The organism is Nostoc sp. (assembly GCF_036917195.1).
Classification (GTDB): Bacteria; Cyanobacteriota; Cyanobacteriia; order Cyanobacteriales; family Nostocaceae; genus Nostoc.
Genome location: NZ_JBALDG010000039.1, coordinates 39,933 through 61,705, shown reverse-complemented (window position 1 = coordinate 61,705; position 21,773 = coordinate 39,933). Strand labels below are relative to the sequence as shown.

General features: G+C 39.7%; 16 protein-coding genes and 1 pseudogene. 9 read left to right on the top strand and 8 right to left on the bottom strand.

From position 1 onward, the window contains the following. Positions 1–66 precede the first annotated feature (66 nt). The 8 genes from V7K40_RS13740 to V7K40_RS13705 all read left to right on the top strand — a co-directional run bounded on the left by V7K40_RS13740 (position 67) and on the right by V7K40_RS13705 (position 8,508). Positions 67–405: a hypothetical protein gene (locus V7K40_RS13740; protein ID WP_334960400.1), complete on the top strand. Its 339-nt coding sequence runs from the start codon at positions 67–69 to the stop codon at positions 403–405. A gap of 1,303 nt (positions 406–1,708) precedes the next feature. Then, positions 1,709–1,924, top strand: a complete 216-nt coding sequence (locus V7K40_RS13735) for a hypothetical protein (protein ID WP_334960398.1) — start codon at positions 1,709–1,711, stop codon at positions 1,922–1,924. 309 nt (positions 1,925–2,233) lie between these two features. Continuing rightward, positions 2,234–2,617, top strand: a complete 384-nt coding sequence (locus tag V7K40_RS13730) for an EamA family transporter (RefSeq protein WP_334960396.1) — start codon at positions 2,234–2,236, stop codon at positions 2,615–2,617. Between the two features lie 60 nt (positions 2,618–2,677). Next, positions 2,678–3,007, top strand: coding sequence for an EamA family transporter (locus V7K40_RS13725; protein ID WP_334960394.1), 330 nt, complete (start codon positions 2,678–2,680; stop codon positions 3,005–3,007). 86 nt (positions 3,008–3,093) lie between these two features. Beyond that, the gene (locus V7K40_RS13720; RefSeq protein ID WP_334960392.1) at positions 3,094–4,398 is read left to right on the top strand and encodes an NAD(P)/FAD-dependent oxidoreductase; all 1,305 of its coding nucleotides are present in this window, start codon (positions 3,094–3,096) and stop codon (positions 4,396–4,398) included. Between the two features lie 3 nt (positions 4,399–4,401). Then, positions 4,402–5,217, top strand: a complete 816-nt coding sequence (locus tag V7K40_RS13715) for a glycosyltransferase family 2 protein (protein ID WP_334960390.1) — start codon at positions 4,402–4,404, stop codon at positions 5,215–5,217. A 327-nt stretch (positions 5,218–5,544) separates the two neighbouring features. Beyond that, positions 5,545–7,017 carry a TldD/PmbA family protein gene (locus tag V7K40_RS13710; RefSeq protein WP_334960388.1) on the top strand — a complete coding sequence of 491 codons (1,473 nt, stop codon included), beginning with the start codon at positions 5,545–5,547 and terminating at the stop codon, positions 7,015–7,017. A gap of 150 nt (positions 7,018–7,167) precedes the next feature. After that, positions 7,168–8,508 (top strand): TldD/PmbA family protein, encoded by a 1,341-nt coding sequence (locus V7K40_RS13705; RefSeq protein ID WP_334960385.1) that lies wholly within the window; start codon positions 7,168–7,170, stop codon positions 8,506–8,508. Between the two features lie 71 nt (positions 8,509–8,579). Here V7K40_RS13705 and V7K40_RS13700 read toward each other — a convergent pair whose 3' ends face one another. From V7K40_RS13700 to V7K40_RS13665, 8 genes and pseudogenes are all read right to left on the bottom strand, one after another. Further along, positions 8,580–9,020, bottom strand: a complete 441-nt coding sequence (locus tag V7K40_RS13700) for a pentapeptide repeat-containing protein (protein WP_334960383.1) — start codon at positions 9,018–9,020, stop codon at positions 8,580–8,582. A gap of 236 nt (positions 9,021–9,256) precedes the next feature. Continuing rightward, on the bottom strand, positions 9,257–9,727 hold the full coding sequence (locus V7K40_RS13695) for a Clp protease N-terminal domain-containing protein (protein ID WP_334960618.1): 471 nt from the start codon (positions 9,725–9,727) through the stop codon (positions 9,257–9,259). 141 nt (positions 9,728–9,868) lie between these two features. After that, positions 9,869–10,114, bottom strand: a pseudogene (locus tag V7K40_RS13690) (metalloregulator ArsR/SmtB family transcription factor); the annotation flags it as partial. A gap of 118 nt (positions 10,115–10,232) precedes the next feature. Continuing rightward, the gene (locus tag V7K40_RS13685; RefSeq protein WP_334960381.1) at positions 10,233–11,288 is read right to left on the bottom strand and encodes an aspartate carbamoyltransferase catalytic subunit; all 1,056 of its coding nucleotides are present in this window, start codon (positions 11,286–11,288) and stop codon (positions 10,233–10,235) included. A gap of 299 nt (positions 11,289–11,587) precedes the next feature. Further along, a complete protein-coding gene (gene mgtE / locus V7K40_RS13680) occupies positions 11,588–12,940 on the bottom strand; it encodes a magnesium transporter (protein WP_334960379.1) in 1,353 nt (450 codons plus the stop codon). Positions 12,941–13,881: 941 nt separating this feature from the next. Further along, positions 13,882–14,082, bottom strand: coding sequence for a hypothetical protein (locus V7K40_RS13675; RefSeq protein WP_298904763.1), 201 nt, complete (start codon positions 14,080–14,082; stop codon positions 13,882–13,884). Positions 14,083–14,140: 58 nt separating this feature from the next. Continuing rightward, the gene (gene treS, locus V7K40_RS13670; protein ID WP_334960376.1) at positions 14,141–17,527 is read right to left on the bottom strand and encodes a maltose alpha-D-glucosyltransferase; all 3,387 of its coding nucleotides are present in this window, start codon (positions 17,525–17,527) and stop codon (positions 14,141–14,143) included. Between the two features lie 533 nt (positions 17,528–18,060). Continuing rightward, on the bottom strand, positions 18,061–18,261 hold the full coding sequence (locus tag V7K40_RS13665) for a hypothetical protein (RefSeq protein WP_334960374.1): 201 nt from the start codon (positions 18,259–18,261) through the stop codon (positions 18,061–18,063). Positions 18,262–18,542: 281 nt separating this feature from the next. Here V7K40_RS13665 and V7K40_RS13660 point away from each other — a divergent pair, with 281 nt between their 5' ends. Continuing rightward, a complete protein-coding gene (locus V7K40_RS13660; protein WP_334960373.1) occupies positions 18,543–21,749 on the top strand; it encodes a glycoside hydrolase family 15 protein in 3,207 nt (1,068 codons plus the stop codon). Positions 21,750–21,773 lie beyond the last annotated feature (24 nt).

Here is a 21,773-nt window from a genome sequence, read left to right as displayed (position 1 = left end):
ACGACCTTGCCTAATCTTGACTTTCTATAATATTTATTTCGAGCGACTGTTGTAGCTAAAACCTGATTGGATGTAAAATTAACCCCAATTCCAAAAACAATTTCAATTTGTTTTATAAGTACAACAATTTTTAGTTCAGAGGTTAGTAAGATGCCTTTGTCTTTCTTGATACCACTGTGTACTGCTTTAGCCACTGGCTACTTCTTTAAAAAGAGTACTGATGAAATTGCATATCTTGCAGGTGTATTTGCAGCGATTAGCTTTATTTTAAGTTTAGTATTAGCACCCTGGCAGATTCAGTTTGGATTGTTAATCATTGTCTTAATCATTACTAACAGACTTTTGCAGGAAAATGAGTCCAAACAAACTGAAGCTACAAGAAAACAACCTAGAGAAATTAACTAATACTAGCTACCACGAACTAATTTTTTCTTAACTTTAAACTACTGGAAATTATCAGACAGTTAACCTACTAATGTGCTTAAAAACGGAGATTGGTAATTTTTTGATTAGAAATTATCCTGCGTGAGTATAGCCTTGACCACTTTAGACTTATCTTTTTAAATAGAATATTTTTTAATAATGGCAAGTTTAATCTTCTAGTTTAGCACATAAACGTTATGGTTAAGTTAATTCTTACTGGGTTTTCCATGTGTAAAGCGACAGCAAGTTTTGAAAGTATACTTACAATCAATTTTAGGATCAAAGAAAGTTTGATACTAGGATTTAGAAATAGGGTCTTCCGACTTACTGAAACTCTGAATTAACTCTCAACTAAGTTTTGTCTGAGATATCTGAATTTGATGATTTTCGTGGATAAATAGAAAACGATTCAGACTCTCGGTTAACAACTGCAATTTTTGCTGTAATAGATGTATTTATGTAATACGAAAAACTATTACTTGTATTGTTGTCCAAGTTTCAATTCTGCTTTCTCAAACTCTTAGCTTTGCACTTCTAGGGTCTGATACTAAATCGCTACTTTTGCAAGTTGATTATCCAGAAACGGCTGCATAAATGTACAAATCCTTAAAAAGAAAAATTCATCTACAGGAAAGTTTAGATTTAATTTCGATTTGATGAAGTTTTTGTTTAAGTATATTTTCGGGAAATGAATTTTTGATGAAGTATGACGATAAATTTGCAACACCCTTTTCTCGTGGTATTCTAGTAAGTAATTATATGTAAAAATAAATTTGAGATAAACCTCTAGTTAAAATTACGTATAATTAAAATTAAGAACAATTAAGCCTAATACTAAATAATGTAAAAACATCTCAAATCCGCTTAAATCAACGCAAGCTGCGAGTTAATAATCAAAGGCTAGTTTACATTAGCCGTTAGTATCGTTAAAAACTCCATTTGCATATTCAGTAAAATTCCCCAGAAACCTGTAAAGCGGATTACGTAGACTGATTCATCTGTCTTTGATTTACGCAGCCAAGCAGACTTCTGTTCATTTTGTGTGATTATGCACAATAAGAGTACGTATACACACTCAATTTGAGTACAAATTTTTATTAATCGGCTTAGTTTCCAGCCGAGGTTACAGATATGTCTGTGAGCCTGGAGAAATTCTATGGTGTATCAGTAGCATACAACTGATGAAAGTTAATGAATGGATTAATCAAAAATTCTGGTAATCTATTTTTATTCCCTTAGCTCCATCTAGTAAACATGCGGGTCGAATCAAAATTCAGCATAAGTGATGTCTACGACGGGCTACTCAGCGTCGCGCGTTGCTAAACTTTGTCCACAAATTTGTGGCAAAGCCTTCAATCTTCCCTATGTCTGCATCCACTATGAAGTAGATATTGCGATCGCACCAAAAGTAGTCTTAAAGCATAACTGCTTGATACGGAAGATTTCTCCAATTCACAGTTGGGCAAAGCCTAAATTGATTGTGCCAATTGCCAAGCAATAAAACTGGTTTATCTGGGAGTATAACCTAGTAAACTAATTTAGCGTGCTCTACTTTGATTATATAGGATGCTGTCATAATACAGCAACCATCCTGCAAGATGCATAGTATTTAGTTGCTAACTCTAGGACATGAGCTTCAACGGTAATTTTGATATCAGTCCCTGTAACATAGCCTTCCTAATTTTGTTGTCTATTTACTGAAGTGGAAATCGAATTGCACAGAAGGTGTGGCCGAAATCCGAAACGTTCAAAACGATGGGTTGTTTACTGTCCGCTTCATACCTCTTATCTCGATTGAGACAAATGTACGATGAAATCTATCTCGCAAATTTCAAACTTTAAAATAATTCCTTATATCATCCTGTTGATCAGTATTTTATTTAGTATTTCTGGGCAATTGCTGATGAAGCATACCATGAGCCAGACAAATCAGGGACTATTTACTTGGGTATTTCTGGAACAATTAGCATTAGCTGTTAGTGTTTATTGCTTAGGAATAGTAAATTGGATATTGGCTCTGCGCTCTGTAAAATTGAGTATTGCTTATCCACTGACTAGTTTAAATTATGTAGGTATACTTTTAGGGTCATATTATTTTTTTGATGAGGTGATTACACTAACTCGAATAGCAGGAGTAATCACTATTTTTTTAGGTGTTCTTTTAGTGGCTATTCCACTTAAAAAGTCTATATAAATTTATAGTTAATTTTCTAACAAGTATCGACAAATGAACATAGTTATTTGGCTACTTTTAATGCTTGTTGTTGTATTAGGAACAACAGCTAACCTATCACTAAAATATGGACTTTACATTTCTAGCTCTACTAAAGGAGAAAGCACATCTATCCGAAATGTGTTATTCTCTCGTTATTTTTTGATTTGGTTTATCTGCTATACATTTATGATTATATTGTGGCTTTATGTATTGCGGACAATTCCTCTGAGTCAAGCATTTCCAGTTCTAGGATTAATGTATGCACTTATACCGATTGCTTCTCACTATCTCCTAAAAGAGCAGGTTGTGTTTAGCCAGTGGTTAGGAATTTCTATTATCATAACTGGTGTAATTCTTGTTGTAAATTAATAGCTCAATATACAAACACTCAGGTTATTAATATTAAAAACCTCTGAAGATAAATCTCAAAAACATTCTTACAAAAATCTAAATTTATGAATATAGGCATTATTGGCGGGGGTATAACTGGGCTAGTATTAGCCCAACGTCTTTCACATCAAGGACATACTGTCACTGTCTTCGATAGCAGCAAGCAGCTTGGTGGACTTACCACCTATCATGATTATGGGTTGTTTACCTGGGATCGTTTTTATCACGTTATCCTACCTTCTGATACTCACTTAATAAATTTTCTCAGAGATATTGGTCTTGGAGATAAACTGCGTTGGCATCGAAGTTTAACAGGTTTCTATGACAATCAAAAATTTTATTCTATTAGTAACAATATAGAATTTCTGCGCTTTCCTCTGTTTGGACTTATAGGTAAAATCAGATTAGCTTTCACTCTCCTGTATGGTTCACGCCTTAATAATTGGCGGCGCTTAGAGAAGATTTTAGTCAAAGATTGGCTATTGAAACTTGGTGGTAAAAGCACATACGAAAAGCTCTGGAAACCCTTGCTTCTATCCAAATTAGGAGAGAACTATAAACGAATATCAGCAGTTTTTATCTGGGCTTATATCAAACGACTATTTTCAGCGCGGGATTCATCATTAAATAAAGAACAACTTGGTTATGTCTCAGGTGGTTATAAAACTGTTTTTGACCATATAGAAAAATTAATTTACGCGGCTGGAGGTCATATCCATACAGGTGTTGCGGTAGAATATATCGCACCTCATCCAGGGGGTGGAATGTGGGTAGAATCTCAGGGTAAAAAGGAACATTTTGATAAAGTCATTTTTACTGGCCCAGTTAATATTCTGCAACAGGTTGCTGCCAATGAACTGGTGAAAGTTTCAGACACTGGCGAAACAGTAGAATACCTGGGTGTAATCTGCATGGTACTGATTACTCGCAAGGCTCTAGTTCCTTATTACGTGGTAAATATTGCCGATAGAAATGTTCCCTTTACTGGAGTTATCGGTATGAGTAACTTAGTTTCTTTGCAAGAGACAGCAGGATATCACATGACATTCCTACCAAAATATATACTTTCCACTGACGCGTTATTAAAACAGCCAGATGATGAATTGCGTCAAGTATTTTTCCAGGGTATACGTTTGATGTTCCCGGAACTCAAAGCAGATGACATTGTAGCAGCACACATTAATCGAGCTATTAAAGTACAGCCACTACAAGTTTTAAATTATTCAAGCCTTGTTCCAAAAGTGAGTACTGAAAACGATGATTTTTTCGTCGTCAATACCTCACAGTTGGTCAATGATAGTGTCAACAATAACGCAGTTGTGCGACAAGTTGATGATTTTCTCAAAAAATCAACATTACTGAATTCTTGAAATTTGAGTAATGATATTTTCTTTTCTAAATCACACGAGGTCTTTATGAGTCTTTTTGTTCTTTTACCCGCATATAACGAGCAAGAATCAATTCGCCCCTTGTTCAAAAAGTTTCAGATATTGCAGCAAATCTCTAATATGGAGATCCGACTGATTCTTGTTGACGATGGCAGTAGTGATGCAACTGCTCAAACTGCTTTAGAAGAATCTCAATCATTGGGGATATTACTGAAATTAGTCCAACATTCCAAAAATGCTGGTTTAGGTCAAGCAATCAAAACAGGTTTCACAACTTTCTTAGAAGTTTCCAAAGAAGATGATTTTTTAGCTGCTATGGATTGCGACAACACTCAACCACCAGAACTGTTAATAAAGATGTATGACACGATGATAGCTGGTAGCTATGATATTGCGATCGCATCTAGATATCGAAAAGGCTCTAAAGTCATAGGCTTATCAACATTTAGACAGATAATGAGTTACGGAGCCAGCTGGCTTTTTAGAATTGCAGCCCGTGTAGCAGGTGTAAGAGACTATACTTGTGGTTACAGACTGTATAACCGAACTTTCGTCAGTAAACTGGATATGTATTATGGGGACAGTTTATTTACTGAAAGTGGATTTGCTTGCATGATAGATTTACTGCTGAAAGCCAAAGTGCTCAAACCAAAAATCGTAGAAATTCCAATGGTTTTGAGATACGATCAAAAGCCTACTGCTAGCAAAATGAAAATTATTAAAACTATTACTCGAACTCTAAAGCTCCTGTTTAAGAATCTATTATCCACAGGACAAATTTCCAATTTGATGAGGTCATAGCCAGTATAATGAACCAGAAGGTTACGTGAATTATCTGAATTGGGCGTATTAAACTGTTTAAGCGATCGCTGTGCTGCATTTTTAGCAATAGGATGGACAGCATGAAACTGAGGATTTAAGGGATTTGCGGTTACATCAAAATAGCGATCGCTCTAGAAAGGGCGTTACTTATAATATTTCACTGACTTTTAAGCGAGGAGTGAGTTTCCCAGGTGAGGAAACCTCTACTGCCTTTCTACCGACTGTGGCTTTCACTGATTTGTTAGACTGAACACACCAGGATTTTTCAGTCAAATCTCTGAATTACGCCAGCAGACGAGGCTACCCATGATTACAAGTACGCTACTTCTCTCGAATCAACTTCCCACCCTGCAATATTCCTCCACACTAGAGCGTTTCGATGAAACCTGGGAAGCCCCCCTGGCTACCCTCTTGGGACTAGGACGCGCCGCTGGCGCTGACTTCATCGAATTATTTTTAGAGCGTCGCAACTATATTAGTTGTCTTGCAGAAGAGGACTCCATCACCAGTATTTCACCCAGTCTGTCTACAGGTGCGGGAGTCAGAGTATTTCGCGGTAAAGCTGACTGTTATGTCAGCACTAATGATCTTTCTTTTTCCGGCTTGAAAGCAGCCTTAGAAAAAGGTCTTTCTATCTTGGGATTGCAATTACCTACTCCTAAAGCTTTCATCCCAGAAATCAACCTAGAATTATTGAGAGATTACGCCACCAAAAGAGGCAAAGATGCCTGGCTACCAGTGTGTAGCTCCATCCGAGAAATGGGAGAAGTCCTCCTTGATGGTACTGCCCACCTGAAGCAAAAAGCTAGCCACGTCCAATCCCGGCGTGCTAGCTATTTCCGGGATTGGCAAGAAGTCTTAGTTGCTGCCAGTGATGGTACTTTTGCCCGTGACATTCGTCTTACCCAATCAGTAGGATTTAACCTATTGTGTGCTGATGGTGCTAATCGTACCTCAATTGGCGATCGCGCTGGTAACACTAGCGATGCTAACTTCTTGAGAACTTGGGATTCTCAACAAGCCGCTGAGAAAATAGCAGAATCTGCTGGAAAAATGCTCTACGCAGATTATGTGGAATCAGGTACTTACCCGATTATTATGGCCAATCACTTTGGCGGCGTAATCTTCCACGAAGCCTGCGGACACCTGCTAGAAACCACTCAAATTGAACGCAATACCACTCCCTTTGCTGACAAAAAAGGCGAAAAAATTGCCCACGAAAGTTTGACGGCCTGGGATGAAGGGCGCTCTGAAAATGCCTTCGGGACAATTGACATGGATGACGAAGGTATGCCTGCTCAAAGAACCCTATTAATTGAAAAAGGTGTTCTCAAAAACTTCTTAGCAGATAGAACAGGTTCTGCACGTACCGGACACCCCAGAACTGGAAGTGGACGCCGCCAAAATTATACCTTTGCCGCTGCTAGCCGGATGCGTAATACTTATATTGATTCTGGTGAATATAACATTGATGATTTATTTGCCTCTGTTGATAAAGGTATTTATTGTAAAAAGATGGGTGGTGGTAGCGTTGGTGCTACAGGTCAATTTAATTTTGGTGTCGATGAAGCTTATTTGATTGAAAATGGCAAAATTACCAAACCGCTAAAGGGAGCAATTCTGATTGGTGAAGCTAAGGAAATTATGAATAAAATTTCTATGTGTTCCCAAGATTTGGAAATTGCACCAGGTTTTTGTGGCTCTGTTAGTGGCAGTATTTACACCACAGTAGGACAGCCTCACATCAAGGTTGATTCTATTACCGTAGGTGGACGATAACCTCGTCAACTCGTTTAACTCGTTCCCAGGTTCCACCTGGAAACGCCTTCCTTGTGGTGCCACTTATTTTCTCTAAGAGGCAGAAGCCTTCCAGTATTACACTCCCGATGTTAACCAGGGAGCGACAAAATCCCAAATTAAAAATTGACTATGCCGAATATCAATGAGATTGCAAATTCTGCCAAGGACAATGCTGAGAAGCTTGGTATTAAGAAATTTGACATTTATGGCTCAACAGTAGATGACACTAGCGTGCAAGTAGACCAAGGTGAGCCAAAACAAGTCAAAGCCTCAAATCGCTCTGGTGTTACTGTTCGTGTCTGGAATGAAGAGAATACAATGGGTGTCACCAGCACAACAGATGTAGATCCCAAAGGACTGGAATTAGCTTTGAAAACTGCCTACGAAGCCAGTTTCTTTGGTGTTAAGGAAAATGTTCCTGATTTTAGTCCCGAAGCCACTGTTACTATTCCAAATAAACCTCAGGATAAGACACCTCAAGCACCTGTTGCTGAACTTATAGAAAGATTGTTGGTAGCTGAAAAAGAATTATTGGCAGCTCATCCAGCAATTAAAGGTGTGCCTTATAATGGGTTATCGCAAAGAGATATTGATAGGTTTTATCTAAATAGCGACGGTGCAGTGAGAACTGAATCTCATTCCTTAGCATCAGTTTATCTTTACAGCAAAACTGAGGAAGAAGGGAAAAAACCTCGTAGTGGAGGTGCTTTTAGAATCAACCAAAGTTTAGCTAATCTAGACATCAATGGTTGCATTAAAGAAACTGCCGATAAAACTATCAGCCATTTGAACTATGAAAAAATCAAGACTGGTAAATATCGAGTTGTTTTCTCACCGGAAGCTTTCTTAAGTCTATTGGGTGCTTTTTCTAACTTGTTCAATGCTCAAAGTATTTTGGACAATCAAAGTCTATCTACTCCTGATGATTTAGGTAAGCAAATAGCTTCTCCTCTACTTTCGGTTTTTGATGATGCACTTCACCCAGCTAACGTAGGGGCAGAGACTTTTGATGGTGAAGGAACTCCTACTCGTCAGATTTCGCTGATTGAAAATGGTGTTTTAACAAGCTTTCTCCACAGTTCAGGCACTGCTAAAAGGCTAAATACCCAGCCAACAGGTAATGCCAGTATTGGTGCAAAAGTCAGCGTTAGTCCCAATTTTTATCACGTTTTTACAACAGCAACTCATAAAGAAGAGTTGAGCTTAGAAACGGCTGAAAATGTGATTTTTATCGATGAGTTACAAGCTCTCCATGCCGGAGTAAAATCCTTGCAAGGTTCTTTTTCTTTGCCGTTTGATGGTTGGCTAGTTAATAAGGGTGTCAAGACAAGTATTGAGTCAGCAACAGTTGCTGGCGATTTTTTAGAACTCTTAAAGTCAATTATTTATGTAGAAAAAGAGCCAGAGTTAACGCCAGGGGGAGTTTGCCCGAAAATCTGGGTTAATGAACTGTCAATTACTGGTGAATAAAACTTACCAAGTACAGAGTTAGGAGTTGAATAGTAACTCTTAACTCATCACTTTGAAATCATAACTCATCATTAGTATTCACCACCAATGCTAATGGCAGTATTAAATACTTTAGCACCGCTTAAATCAATATTAGCCAAAACTGCGCCATTTACGTCACTATTATATAAACGGGAATTACTCAAATTAACGTTGGTGAGATTGGCTTTATTTAAGATAGTATCGCTGACGAATGCTTTTGTGAGATTAGCAGACTTCAAATTAGCACCAGTTAAATCGGCACCTTCTAAGTTAGCACCTTCGAGATTAGCTCCTTTTAAATTTGCATTTCTCAGGTCAACACCTATTAGATGAGCGCCTTTGAGGTTTGCACCTGCTAAATTACATCCCAAACATGCTCTAGTTTCCAGCAAACGCCGGATAGGGGCGGAGTTTTCTGCTTTGACGGGAATGGGAGCAGCTAAAGATAGCGTGCTGAGTATGGCTGCTGCCGTCAAAAAAATTCGTTTCATATTTACCTCCGACACTTCTAGAAGTCTTTAAATTCTTAACTTCTACGCTACTAGTGTGCCAAGATTACAGATTTATGTCCTCATGCGATCGGAGGAATACATAATTTCTATGAGACTATGTATTTTTCTGTAAGGTAGTCCGATCGGACTAAAATTAAAAGATTATTAGTATTAATTTTACGTATATAGAGACGTAAAATATCGCGTCTCCATATACGTAGAAACGTCTCATCATCTTAAGTCAAAGGTCTTCGCAGTCGTTGTTCTAATGAAACCAGGTCTACCCCAAGATTTTGCAGAACCCTAATTGCTACTCCCTGTCCTCTACCTATTGCAGCTTCACAAAGAATACCTAACAGCAGATGCTCTGTGCCAATATAGTTAACGCCAAGTTGCCCAGATTGTTCTACCGATAGTTCTAATGCCTGCTTGGCTCTGGGTGTGAAAGGAATATCTAAAGGTGTATTACCTTTACCTCTGCCAATAATTTTTTCTACCTCTATCTGTGCATTTTCCAAATTTACCCCCACAGAGATGAGAAACTGCGATCCCAAACTGCTACCTTCGCCAAGCAATCCCAGCAAAATCTGTTCTGTACCAATATATTGGTGTCCCAAGCGGCGAGATTCATTTTGAGCAATAGAGATGGCTGTAACAGCTGTTTGAGTAAATCTTTCAAAACCTCTAAGGTGAAATCTGGTAGACATAAACCCAAAAAGTTTATCAAAAATAGACTCAAAAAATGTTTCAAACATAAACCCTTCCTGTTTTGATATATTGTTGACTGGCTCAATAATGCGATCGCATTTATTTTTCCCTGTAGTTAAAAAAGACAGCAAATTCTCCATCGTCTTAGCATTTGCTGAGTACCATAGAAATTGCTTCTCTCTTCGGCTATTGACTAACTCTTCAATCCGTAGCTTCTCCAAATGATGGGATAGCGTTGAGTTCGGGATTTTTAGCTTTTCTTGAATTTCTCCTACGGTCATCCCGTCTGGATAAGCCGCAAATAGCAGTCGCATAATTTCCAGCCGAGGCTCCGACCCCAATGCTGCAAAAATGTCTGCATACCGGGCCGTTTCTTTATTATCCATATTTCTAGAATAATAGAAATGAGCAATTTGTCAATAGCAGCATCACAGGTTAGAGACTTGCTTTACCTGATCGCGCTCTTTTTTCATTTTGACTTTTGTACTCACCTAAGGATACCAATTAAGCCTTGCCGCTACCTAACAAATACAGCAAGGCCATGCGAACGGCGACACCGCTGGTAACTTGCGATTGAATAAGACTAAATTCCGGGTCATCCATCAACTCAGAACTAATTTCGACACCACGGTTAACTGGGCCTGGATGCAAAACTTTGACATTAGGTTTACAAAGTTGCAACTTTGTGCGTGTAATGCCAAATAGCTGATGATATTCTCGCAAACTTGGCAGCAAATGAGCCGTCATGCGTTCCTTTTGCAGGCGCAAAGTCATGACAAAATCAGCATTCTGCAAAGCTGGTTCTAGCAGCCAATGTAGAAAAAGTTGTTGATTTGGGGAAGTGGAAAATGAGGGGGATAAGGGGGATGAAGAGATAATAAACTCTTGACTCCTGATTCCTGATTCCAAGATAAACTCGGCAAATAACTTGGGTAAGAGGGTGGGTGGCGCTGCCAGATGCACTTCGGCACCACTGGCAATTAAACTCCAGATATTCGATCGCGCTACGCGAGAATGGAGAATATCCCCAACAATAGCAATCTTTCTACCCTTTAAAAGTTCAAGTCGGGGGTGATCTGGGTCAATTAAAGTACAAATGGTAAATAAATCTAGCAGGGCTTGGGAAGGATGCTCATGTTGACCATCACCAGCATTGAGGACGCTAACTCGTACACCTAAACGATCCATTTCAGCCGCGATCGCATTCGGTACTCCTGCCTCTCGATGGCGGACTACCATAATATCAGTTCCCATGGCCAAATAGGTTTTCGCCGTGTCGAGAATTGTCTCTCCTTTAGTCATAGAGGAAGTGGCTGCGGCGAAGTTCAGTGTATCAGCACTTAAGCGTTTGGCAGCGATTTCAAAACTGCTACGAGTTCGGGTAGAGGGTTCAAAAAATAAATTTGCCACCACCTGTCCCTGCAAGGTTGGCACTTTCTTCGTCCGCCGTGATAGCACCTCTTGAAAACTGGCAGCAGTTTGCAAAACTGTATCATATTCAGCGGTAGTGAAGTCAGCTAGGGAAAGAATGTGATGACGATTCCAGGTGGTAGTAGGCATAAATAGCAATCAGTTTCCTGCATAGAGAGCGATCGCGTCTCTACAGCTTTTTAATTTACATATGCAGAGGAAATAATACCACCTGTCTTCTATCAAATTAGATATCTATTGTTTTGTCACTAGTCATTTCTATTCACAAAGGACTAGTAGAGCACAGCGCAAATCCAGCTACCATCTTAATTAACCAGACAAGTTGCTTTGAGCAACTGGTTAAAGGTAGGCAAACTTCCGCCACGGTGTACTAGTGACTAATGACAGTTTTCAGGAAAAAATCCGCTATTTGAATGCACATTAGCTGATTAACTTGGTAAATGTAATACCTGCAAAGCAAACGAAATCAGGGTAAGAAACGTTAAAAACCCAATAGTATCTAGCATTGTAGTCACCAACGGCCCGCTAACTAGGGCCGGGTCAAGCTTCAGTCGTTTCAAAGCCATTGGCAGTAAAGTACCAAGTGTAACAGCCACAATTGTATTAGTTGCCATTACGATTCCGGCAATTAAAGCCACCCATCGCTCTTGAGGTCGTGCCCAAATTAAGGAAAGCAGGATCATCGTTGTGGCTAAAACTAGGGCTGTGGCTAAACCAGCTAAAAGTTCTTTGCGAAGAATTTTCAAGGTATCTTTAGGTGTTACCTCACCTACTCCCAAGCCGCGGATTGTCACCGTTAATGATTGAATACCAACAGTGCCACCAGTGTTGGAAAAAATCGGCATGATTACTGCTAAAACCGGCACTGCGGCAATTACAGATTGAAAAGGCGCGATCGCACTGGCGGCACCAATATACAGTGCCATGATGCCCAACAGCCAAGGTAAGCGGTTGCGGATGGTAAGTAGGGGAGAGGATAAAGCTGCTTCATCACCACCCACACCCGCTAGTTTTTGAATATCTTCTGTGGCTTCCTCTTCCAAAATATCCATTACATCATCAATGGTGACAATGCCAACCAATCGGTCTTCTCGGTCAACTACGGGGATAGCGATTAAGTCGTAGCGCTGCATGATTCGCGCCACTTCTTCTTGCGGGGTTTCGGTTCTAACTTTGATGACGCGATCACTGGAAATATCCTTGATGAAAACATCGGGAAAGGTAAACAGCAACTGGCGCAATGAAACTACCCTCACCAGTGTCCGGTTATCATCTGTGACGTAGGCGTAGTAAATCGATTCCTTGTCTTCGTCCTGACGGCGGATTTTACTTAAGGCTTCACCTACAGTCAATCCTTGCCGCAACCGGACATATTCGGTTGTCATCACCCGCCCAGCAGTGCCTTCTGGATAGCCGAGAATCGTTGCTGTTGCTTGTCTTTGTTCTGGACTGAGTTCTTGCAATAGTCGTTTGATTACGCCAGCAGGTAGTTCGTCAAATAATTCTGCCCGTTCATCAGGACTCATTGCTTCTACAAGATGCACTACCTGGACATCATGCAGAGAATTAATTAGTTCCTGCTGCACCTCTGTGGGCAAATATTCAAATACATCAATTGCCTGACCTTTGTTGAGTAAACGGAATGCGATCGCACGTTCTTTTTTAGGCAATTGTGTAATGTATTCTCCTACATCCACAGGTTGTAAGCGATTTAAATCCCATTTCAACTGGTTTAAATCGGTAGTATCAGTCAGCAAATCACGAATATCTTCTGTGAGCATAATATATATCTCCTAAGTCTCCCCCGCGCTGGGAGACTTCCTCGCCAGATCAGAGGAGGTTTATACTGCCATCTTGTGGACTATGGTCCATAAAATCTCAACAATTCAATATCGATATCTAATTCAAGGCATCGCTAGTCATCATCCTAACCCGGAATAGCCCTCTCCGGTAGATACTGAATATTAGTATTCAATATTTGCAACAATTGTTACTATAATTTACTTGATTACCCTTAGTTTCAGGTAATTTTCATTAGGGCTGATATCATGTTCGGTAAATCACTTACGATTAAGCTCCAATTTTTATCCACCATTGAAAACTAGTTAATCCTTGAATCAAATCTTGCTGTTGAAGTAAAGTTTGACAGCGATGAAATAAAATTTATTCCAAATCATTGAGTGTCTTAAATGAACGAGAAGGTAATTGGTTCGTTAACTAAAGTCCACAATCTAACTGAAGAGTTGTAATTCGGGTGAATATCATAAGTCATTATCCGAACATGATATTACGTAATAACTCTCTAAAACTCTTATTCCTACCCTGCGGGAAGCCGCTGCTTCGTCTATGTGTACTTTGCGCCCTTCTCTGCGAGACGCTGCGCGATCACGGTTCGTTTTTTCGTAAGTCCAGTTCGTGTAACTTAAAGTAGATTTTACAATAGCCTCCCACTTTTTAAACACCCTCTAATAAAGCAGTCATTTCGCGATACATAATAGTAAAAACTTACAATTCAAGCTCTTTTATTACTGTTATTAGAGAATATTTAAACCCTTGTTTTTTGTACTTGATTACTAATATTAATCCTGAAACATTACGAGAAATAGTTCATTAATCTTGAATTATCTTCGTGTCTTTGTGCCTTAGTGGTTTCAAAATAAATTTTATTAACCACCAAAATACAAAGACACTAAAATTAGTTGATTCAATAATACTGGTGAAACTATTTATCTCCCAAAATAATAGTTATGTCATCTATTTCGGGAGTATAAATAATTCTCTTCACTAGCCATGTTTTGTTTTTTAATTGTACTTCTTCACCTATTCTCGGAATAAATTGTAAATTATAATACTTACCGAGAAATTCTTCTGCATTCCCTTTCCAAAAAATTGTTCTTGTCAGTTCACCAGTTTTGTTGCTCATTTTTCTTACTTCTGATATTATTTATTTCTTGCAGTTATTTTGTACTATGAAAAACTGTTTAAGCAGTTTCACTCAATAATTGCAGAATAAATTTGAGTGGAATTTCTACCCAATCAGAGCGATTATTTAGTTCATCGCCTAGTGCATCAATCGCTTCCTCTAGAAGATAGGCAAAAAGTAGCACATCTAGTTCTTCTGTTGTCTTTGGAAGGAAAGATTCTTTATTAGCAGTTTCTAAATAAGAATTCAAAAAGCTAGTACTGACCCAGGTATACCAAAACTGTCCCCATTGTTCTATAAGGGGTAAATTTTCAGGGAGGATCATGCCAGATTCTTTTTGATAGTGGAGAGCTTCGTTAACTGCATAGTTGAAAGATAGCAACATTCCTGCGACATCTCGTAGAGGTGATCGCTTTATGCGTCGTTCGCTGAAACTACGATCTGCTTCGCCTTCAAAATCAGGAATAATAAAGTCTTTTCCTGTGTAAAATACTTGCGATAAATGGTAGTTTCCATGATGACGAGTACGCAATGCAGTAATTTTTTGCCCGACAATTAACTGAAAGCGTTCTAAGATTTTCTGTTGGCTATCAAGAACTTCTAATGCTAATGGTTGAGTATCGGTTGGCAAGTAGTTTGCTCGTTCTTTTAACAACCGAAATACTTGTCCAGTTAAGTTACGTGCATTTTGATATATCGAACGTTGATAAAGTGATGAAAAAGATTCTGGAGCAAAGTCTGAGCTATCTATATTTGTAGCCAACGCTATATGGAATTCAGCTGTGGATTTACCCAACAGTTCAACACTTTGCAGGTAAGAAGTGATGGTTGCAATTGCCAATTCTGGAATCTCAACTCTTTGTAAATCCAACAAGGAACCTGATGGCAGAGGCACTTCGGTAATAGTGACGTGTTCTGTGGTCACTAAATCAAAGTACTTTTGCAAACTATCAAGGGTATAGTCCCAGCCACTACGAATATCTGAAATAAACTCTTGTAATATGCCTATAGTCGTGGGTAGGGCAGTTTTATTACCTGTTTTATTTGCACGACGGTACTCTAAAGCACCAGCTAGAAAAACTGAGTTTTGCAAGCGTTTTTTCTGGTATAGGAAACGCCGGATTTCTAAATCTGGGTGCAAACCTTCCTCAACTTTGCGGAAGAGTTTCAACAACAAGGGATCGCCATAAACTATATAAGTATTGGTTTGTTCTTCTTTATTTAGGACAATCGGCTCATGATTGCTTAACTGTCGGCGCAATTCGGAGAATGAATCAGTAGTAGTGCCAAATAATTCTCCGGTTATCCCTTTATAAGAATGATGATTAGCGATCGCATCATCTAGCAGTGAGGTGAGAAAGTTCTTGTCTGCTAAAGCATCAAATAAAATTCCAACTTCTTGAGTATTAGGTGGAGGAGGGTCTATTTTACCTTGCACCCCAAGCCGTGCAATTATAGCTTGCGGCATTTCTGCCAAAAGCTGTGTTGCTTGCTCACCTTCTGCATAAGCGAGAAATAACAGATAAGTTTCGTGGTTTCCTTGGCTATAATCTACCTGCAACCAAACAATTTGAGCTATCTGCTGATTATAGGGTAAAGAAATCGCTTCAATGATTTGTGTTGATTGTACAGTCTTAGTTTTGCCGCCAAACCAGCTACAGGTATAGAGATAATCCCGCAGTGTTGATTCTAGAATGCTTTTTGACTCTCGTTGCCCAATCACATTCTCCCATGAACCATTTACCAGCAGAGTTACTAAATCTGCTTGGGGTTTAGGGGGTTGAGTTGAGCTAGGTTTGCGTTGTAAGGTGAACCAGTAAAACCCGTAAGGACTTAAGCTGAGGAAATAGGGCGATTCTGTAATCGGTGGAAACTCAGTGGAACCAAAAATTTCTACTGGTAGTAGCCCATTGAAGGTTGATAAATCTAATGCCACCGTTTGCACATAATGAGATAAATTTGCTACTACCAAGACATCTTCTTCAGAGGTAATCCGGCTGAAGGCAAAAACTTTGCGATTATTAGACTGTAGTAATTCAAAACGCCCTTCACCCAATGCCGGAAACCGTTTGCGAGTAGCAATTAAACGTTTCATCCAATACCAGAGAGAATTGCTATTAGTCCGTTGTGCCTCGACGTTGAGTGCTTCGTAGTGATATTCTGAGTCAACGATGACGGGTAGATATAAGCGTTGCGGGTTGGTGCGACTAAAACCGGCGTTGCGGTCAGAACTCCACTGCATAGGCGTGCGAACACCATTGCGATCGCCTAGATAAACGTTATCTCCCATGCCAATTTCATCACCGTAGTAAAGTACGGGGGTTCCTGGTAGAGATAACAGTAAACTATTGAGTAACTCAATTTGGCGGCGATCATTGCCTAAAAGCGGCGCTAATCTGCGGCGGATGCCTAAATTTACCCGCATCATTGGGTCTTGTGCATAGGCCCCATACATAAAATCCCGGTCTTCATCTGTCACCATTTCTAGAGTCAGTTCGTCATGGTTGCGGAGGAACAATGCCCACTGACAGTTATCAGGAATCGATGGAGTTTGCTGAAGAATATCTACAATCGGGAAATTATCTTCCATCCGCACTGCCATAAACAAACGCGGCATTAAGGGAAAATGAAAGTTCATGTGACACTCATCCCCTGCACCGTAATATTGCGCTGCATCTTCAGGCCATTGGTTCGCTTCAGCTAGTAACATTCGGTTAGGAAATTTCGCGTCGATGTGCGATCGCAACTCTTTCAAATACGCATGGGTTTCGGGTAAGTTTTCGCAGTTCGTTCCTTGCCGTTCGTATAAATAAGGCACAGCATCCATGCGTAGTCCATCTACACCCATCTCCAACCAAAAATCTAGAACATCAAATACTGCCTCGCGCACCAAGGGATTGTCATAATTCAAATCCGGCTGATGGGAATAGAAACGATGCCAGCAATAAGCTTTAGCAACTGAATCCCAAGTCCAGTTTGATGTCTCAAAATCTTGGAAGATAATTCGCGCTTCTTGGTATTTTTCAGGAGTATCACTCCAAACATAAAAATCTCGCTCCTGACTTCCTTTCGGGGCGCGACGTGCCCTTTGAAACCAAGGATGTTGGTCAGAGGTATGGTTAATAATTAACTCAATAATTACACGAATACCGCGCTGATGAGCAGCGCTCAAAAACGCTTTAAAGTCTTCTAACGTGCCATAGATAGGATTGACACTAGTGTAATCGGCAATATCGTAACCATCATCTCTGAGGGGTGAAGGGAAAAAAGGTAACAACCAGATAGCAGTAATACCTAAATCTTGTAAATAGTCTAGTTTTTCTGTCAGCCCTTGAAAATCACCAATACCATCACCATTACTGTCAGCAAATGTCCGAACACCTAGTTCGTAGATAATTGCATTTTTAAACCATAATGGGTCATCTTTCAAGCTGGAGTTTGGCATTTTAAAAAGATATGCGATCGCATATCTAATAGAAGTATATTTTTACTTGATACAATCGCTGAGATTATCAGCTTATTTATCTTACACGAGGAATGTATAAACTTTCTTACTTAAGTAATCAAACTATCAAACTAGCTATATTTAGTGATAAGTAATCATACCAACTATGTATATACATTTAATTTTTATTTAAATTTTTAAGGTGTAAATATGTAACAAAACTTATCCCACTTTTCTAGGATCTAGACAACGCGAAGCATCCACCCCGCAGACTGGACAGATATCTTTTGGCGGTTCCTAATACCCTAGATGTAGTTTTTTTAACAATTTATATGAGTAGATCACCACTTGACAGTTACCCAAAGTCCTAAATATTTATTCTCTTGCGTGAGTGCTAGCACAAGTCTTAGTTTAGAATCTATATTCTTATTTTGGGAATATAACTCGACTACACTACAGGTTGTATGCACAGCTTTATCTTTGACCGTTTGGGAACGAGGGGCAAATTGGCCCAGGGCAATATCAGATTTTGATCAACCACTCCCTTTGTTAGCAGCCATTGGTTGGCGCGTGTAGGAAAGCGGGTATAAGAGGATTTCTGTTGGTGTTACTACGGCTATTACATTCAGGACATAAACCAGCAGCAGGGTGTAAATAGAAAGCATTGCAGCAATATCTGCGACAATAAAGGCGTTTACGCACCGATATCCTTGATTTTTAGCCGACGGTAGCATTAAATAAAGTTTATTTGGATTTTTGATCCTTCTTTAAAATTATAAAATAATATAGGTATAAAGTGTAACATATATGAAAGAGGATTTGAACAAATATCGTATTTTAGCTTAGGAATCACTAAAATTCAGTACCCAGAAACTTTTTAATACGAGATAATAATAAACTCACACCACCCTTAGCTGTTGTCCCATCAACCATTACAGAACTTGTTTTGGCTTAGTTTAAGTAATTCATTTCACAGCCATAAGGTCGAATTCTGCAAGTAGTTCTAAACCAAATCATGAAAACATCTACCAAATTGCTAGCTCGCCTGGAGTATTACTACCAGCAAATCAAAACGATCATTCTAACTCGGCAGAATCCGATTACTGGTTTACTACCTGCGAGTACAGCGATTACAGCCCATGGTGATTATACTGATGCCTGGGTGCGAGACAACGTTTACAGCATTTTGGCAGTTTGGGGTTTAGGACTTGCATACCGCAAGATTGACGACGATCAAGGACGCACCTATGAACTAGAACACAGTGTGATCAAACTGATGCGCGGGTTGCTCTTTGCGATGATGCGACAGGCTCATAAAGTAGAGACATTTAAACATACTCAGTCGCTACTGGATGGACTGCACGCCAAATACAATACCGCGACTGGCGACATTGTTGTTGGTGATGATCAATGGGGACATTTGCAACTTGATGCCACATCTATATTTTTACTGATATTGGCGCAAATGACCGCTGCCGGATTGCAAATAATTTATACGATTGATGAAGTGAATTTTGTCCAAAATTTGGTTTACTACATTGGACGAGCTTATCGCACACCAGATTACGGCATTTGGGAACGTGGTAATAAAATTAATCGTGGTAATGCTGAGTTAAACGCCAGTTCTGTGGGTATGGCAAAAGCTGCTTTAGAAGCTATCAATGGACTAGATTTGTTTGGTGTGCGTGGTAGTCAAGCATCGGTGATTCATGTGCTACCAGATGAAATCGCCCGCGCCCGAATTACTTTAGAATCCTTATTACCGAGGGAATCTGGTTCCAAAGAAATTGATGCGGCGCTGTTAAGTATTATTAGTTATCCTGCCTTTGCAGTGGAAGACTCGCAGTTACGCGATCGCACTTTAAACGATATTATCAACAAACTCGCTGGTAAATACGGCTGCAAACGCTTCCTGCGTGATGGACACCAAACCGTTTTAGAAGACAATCACCGCTTACATTACGAACCGTGGGAACTGAAACAATTTGAGCATATTGAATGCGAATGGCCATTATTTTTCACTTATTTAGTTCTAGATGGATTATTTTGCGGCGAGCCAGAACAAGTTAAAAAATACCAAGAGCTTTTAGAATCATTACTTATAGAACAAAATGGTTTACGTTTATTGCCAGAACTTTATTATGTCCCAGCCGAAAGTATAGAAGCAGAAAAGGTAGCACCACAAACGCAACCACGTTTGCCCAATGAAAATATTCCCTTAGTGTGGGCACAGAGTTTATATCTTCTCAGTCAAATGTTGAGTGAAGGGTTACTTGCTGTTGGTGATATCGACCCTTTGGGAAGACATTTGTGTGTGGGAAAACAGCGTGAGGCATTGGTACAAATTGCTTTATTAGCAGAAGATGAAGATTTACAGACGAAACTAGAAGTTCATGGAATCGAAGCACAAACACCTACCCAAGTAGAACCGATTCAGGTGAGAAAAGCTGGAGAGTTTTCCGCTATTTATACCCAAATTGGACGTAATGAAAAACTTGGTTTAACTGGGCGGCCAGTGCGGCGGCTGCGGAGTTTGACAACATCTAGAATCTTTCGGATTCGCGGTGAAACAATTGTATTTTTACCTTCATTTTCAGACTCTCAACAGTTTTACTTAACCCTTGATTACCATTTTTTGCTGGATCAAATTAGAAGCGAACTAGCTTACATTCAAAAATATTGGAGCGATTTAGGACGTCCGACTCTGACTTTAATGTTGACGCACACCATGTTAGAAATCGGTTCTGAGGCATTACTAGAACTGATGCAAGAACTAAAAGATGGTGTTTGTAACGGTGTGCGGGTGAAATTAGGGCGGCTAAATCAGCTAATGCTGACAGCTGGAATCCAAAGAATTGATTTTCTCCCAAATGCAGAATTCTCGCGATCGCCAGTGAAAAATGCTGGACTACGTTGCTATTATCTAGCTTATCATCCTGAGAAAAACTGGCGCTTAGGACATACCCAAGAATTTCAAATGGAGTGTGAAACCAACTTAGGATTATTACTTTCTTATTTGCGCTCATCAGAGAATATCTACGAGCAAATTGAGTTATTGCAAACTTTAATTCGCTTACAGGGAATGAAATTTGATACGGGCTATGGTGGCCCAGGATATCCTGTTACCGTAGCCGATTTACTCGATGAAGTTTACACCAAAGCTGGAGATTTAAGTATTTGGGCAGTGGTACGCCGGGCTGCGGGGTTACGGCAAATGGTTGATATCAGCCTATCAGATGCAGTAACGAGTATTTTGGTGCGGGGTAAGCAAATTGCTGTGGGTAAAGCTTACAGTGAGGCGTCTCTGATTACCGTACCCATGTCTCATAATGAAATTGCTGATAAAATTAATCATTTTTGTCGTGAAGATATACGCGATCGCGTCCTCACTCAAGAGATTTTAATCTATCTTGGTATTTTAATTCGCTCAGAACCCAAACTATTCCAGGGACTACTAACGTTGAGAGTCGGCTATCTCATCTTATTGATTACCAGCGAACTAGCGCGAGAATTGCATGTTACCCAAGATGAAGCATACGATTACTTAATGCAACTTTCACCCTTTGAAGTAAAAATGCGCTTGCGTCAGGTATTAACTGGATATAGTGGCATGAGTAACCTGTTGCGCCAGCAAGAATCATTGCATGTCAAACAAAAAGAAAGTGATATTGCTTGGGTAGTGTTACCAGCAATCGCCGAAGAAATACAAGTCCCACCAGGCGGTTGGCGGCGGTTCCGTCAAGCCGAGGGTGCGACGGGGCGCGTACCAAAAGAGTTTTTTAAGCAGGTTTGGCTATTAATGCGACATTGCAAAGGGCTAGTAATTGGGGATAAACTAGAGCGGCGCAATCGTTTAGATAGTGAGATAATGCTGTCGGAAATGACAGCGGGGGAAAGAAATTTTGCTTTGTTAGTTGAGCATCTGTTGAATAAAATCGAAGCTTCAGAATACCGCCAAGTTAATATTGAAGCATTAATAGAATTAGGAGCGATCGCAGCTAATAATCCCAACCTCCAAATTGAAGAATATATCGTGTTAGATGTGTTAATAGGTCATGCAGTGCGATTAGCATGGCTAGAAAACCATACTCATCGCAGCGATCGCTATGATGAAGATAAGGCGAGTGCGTGGCGATCGTTTTACAATACCTCTCCTAGAGATTGTGCTAGTTATATTTTGAAGGCATTCAGGTTCTTGACGGAATTTGTGAAAGATTTTTAAACGCATAGGCGTTAAAAAAATATC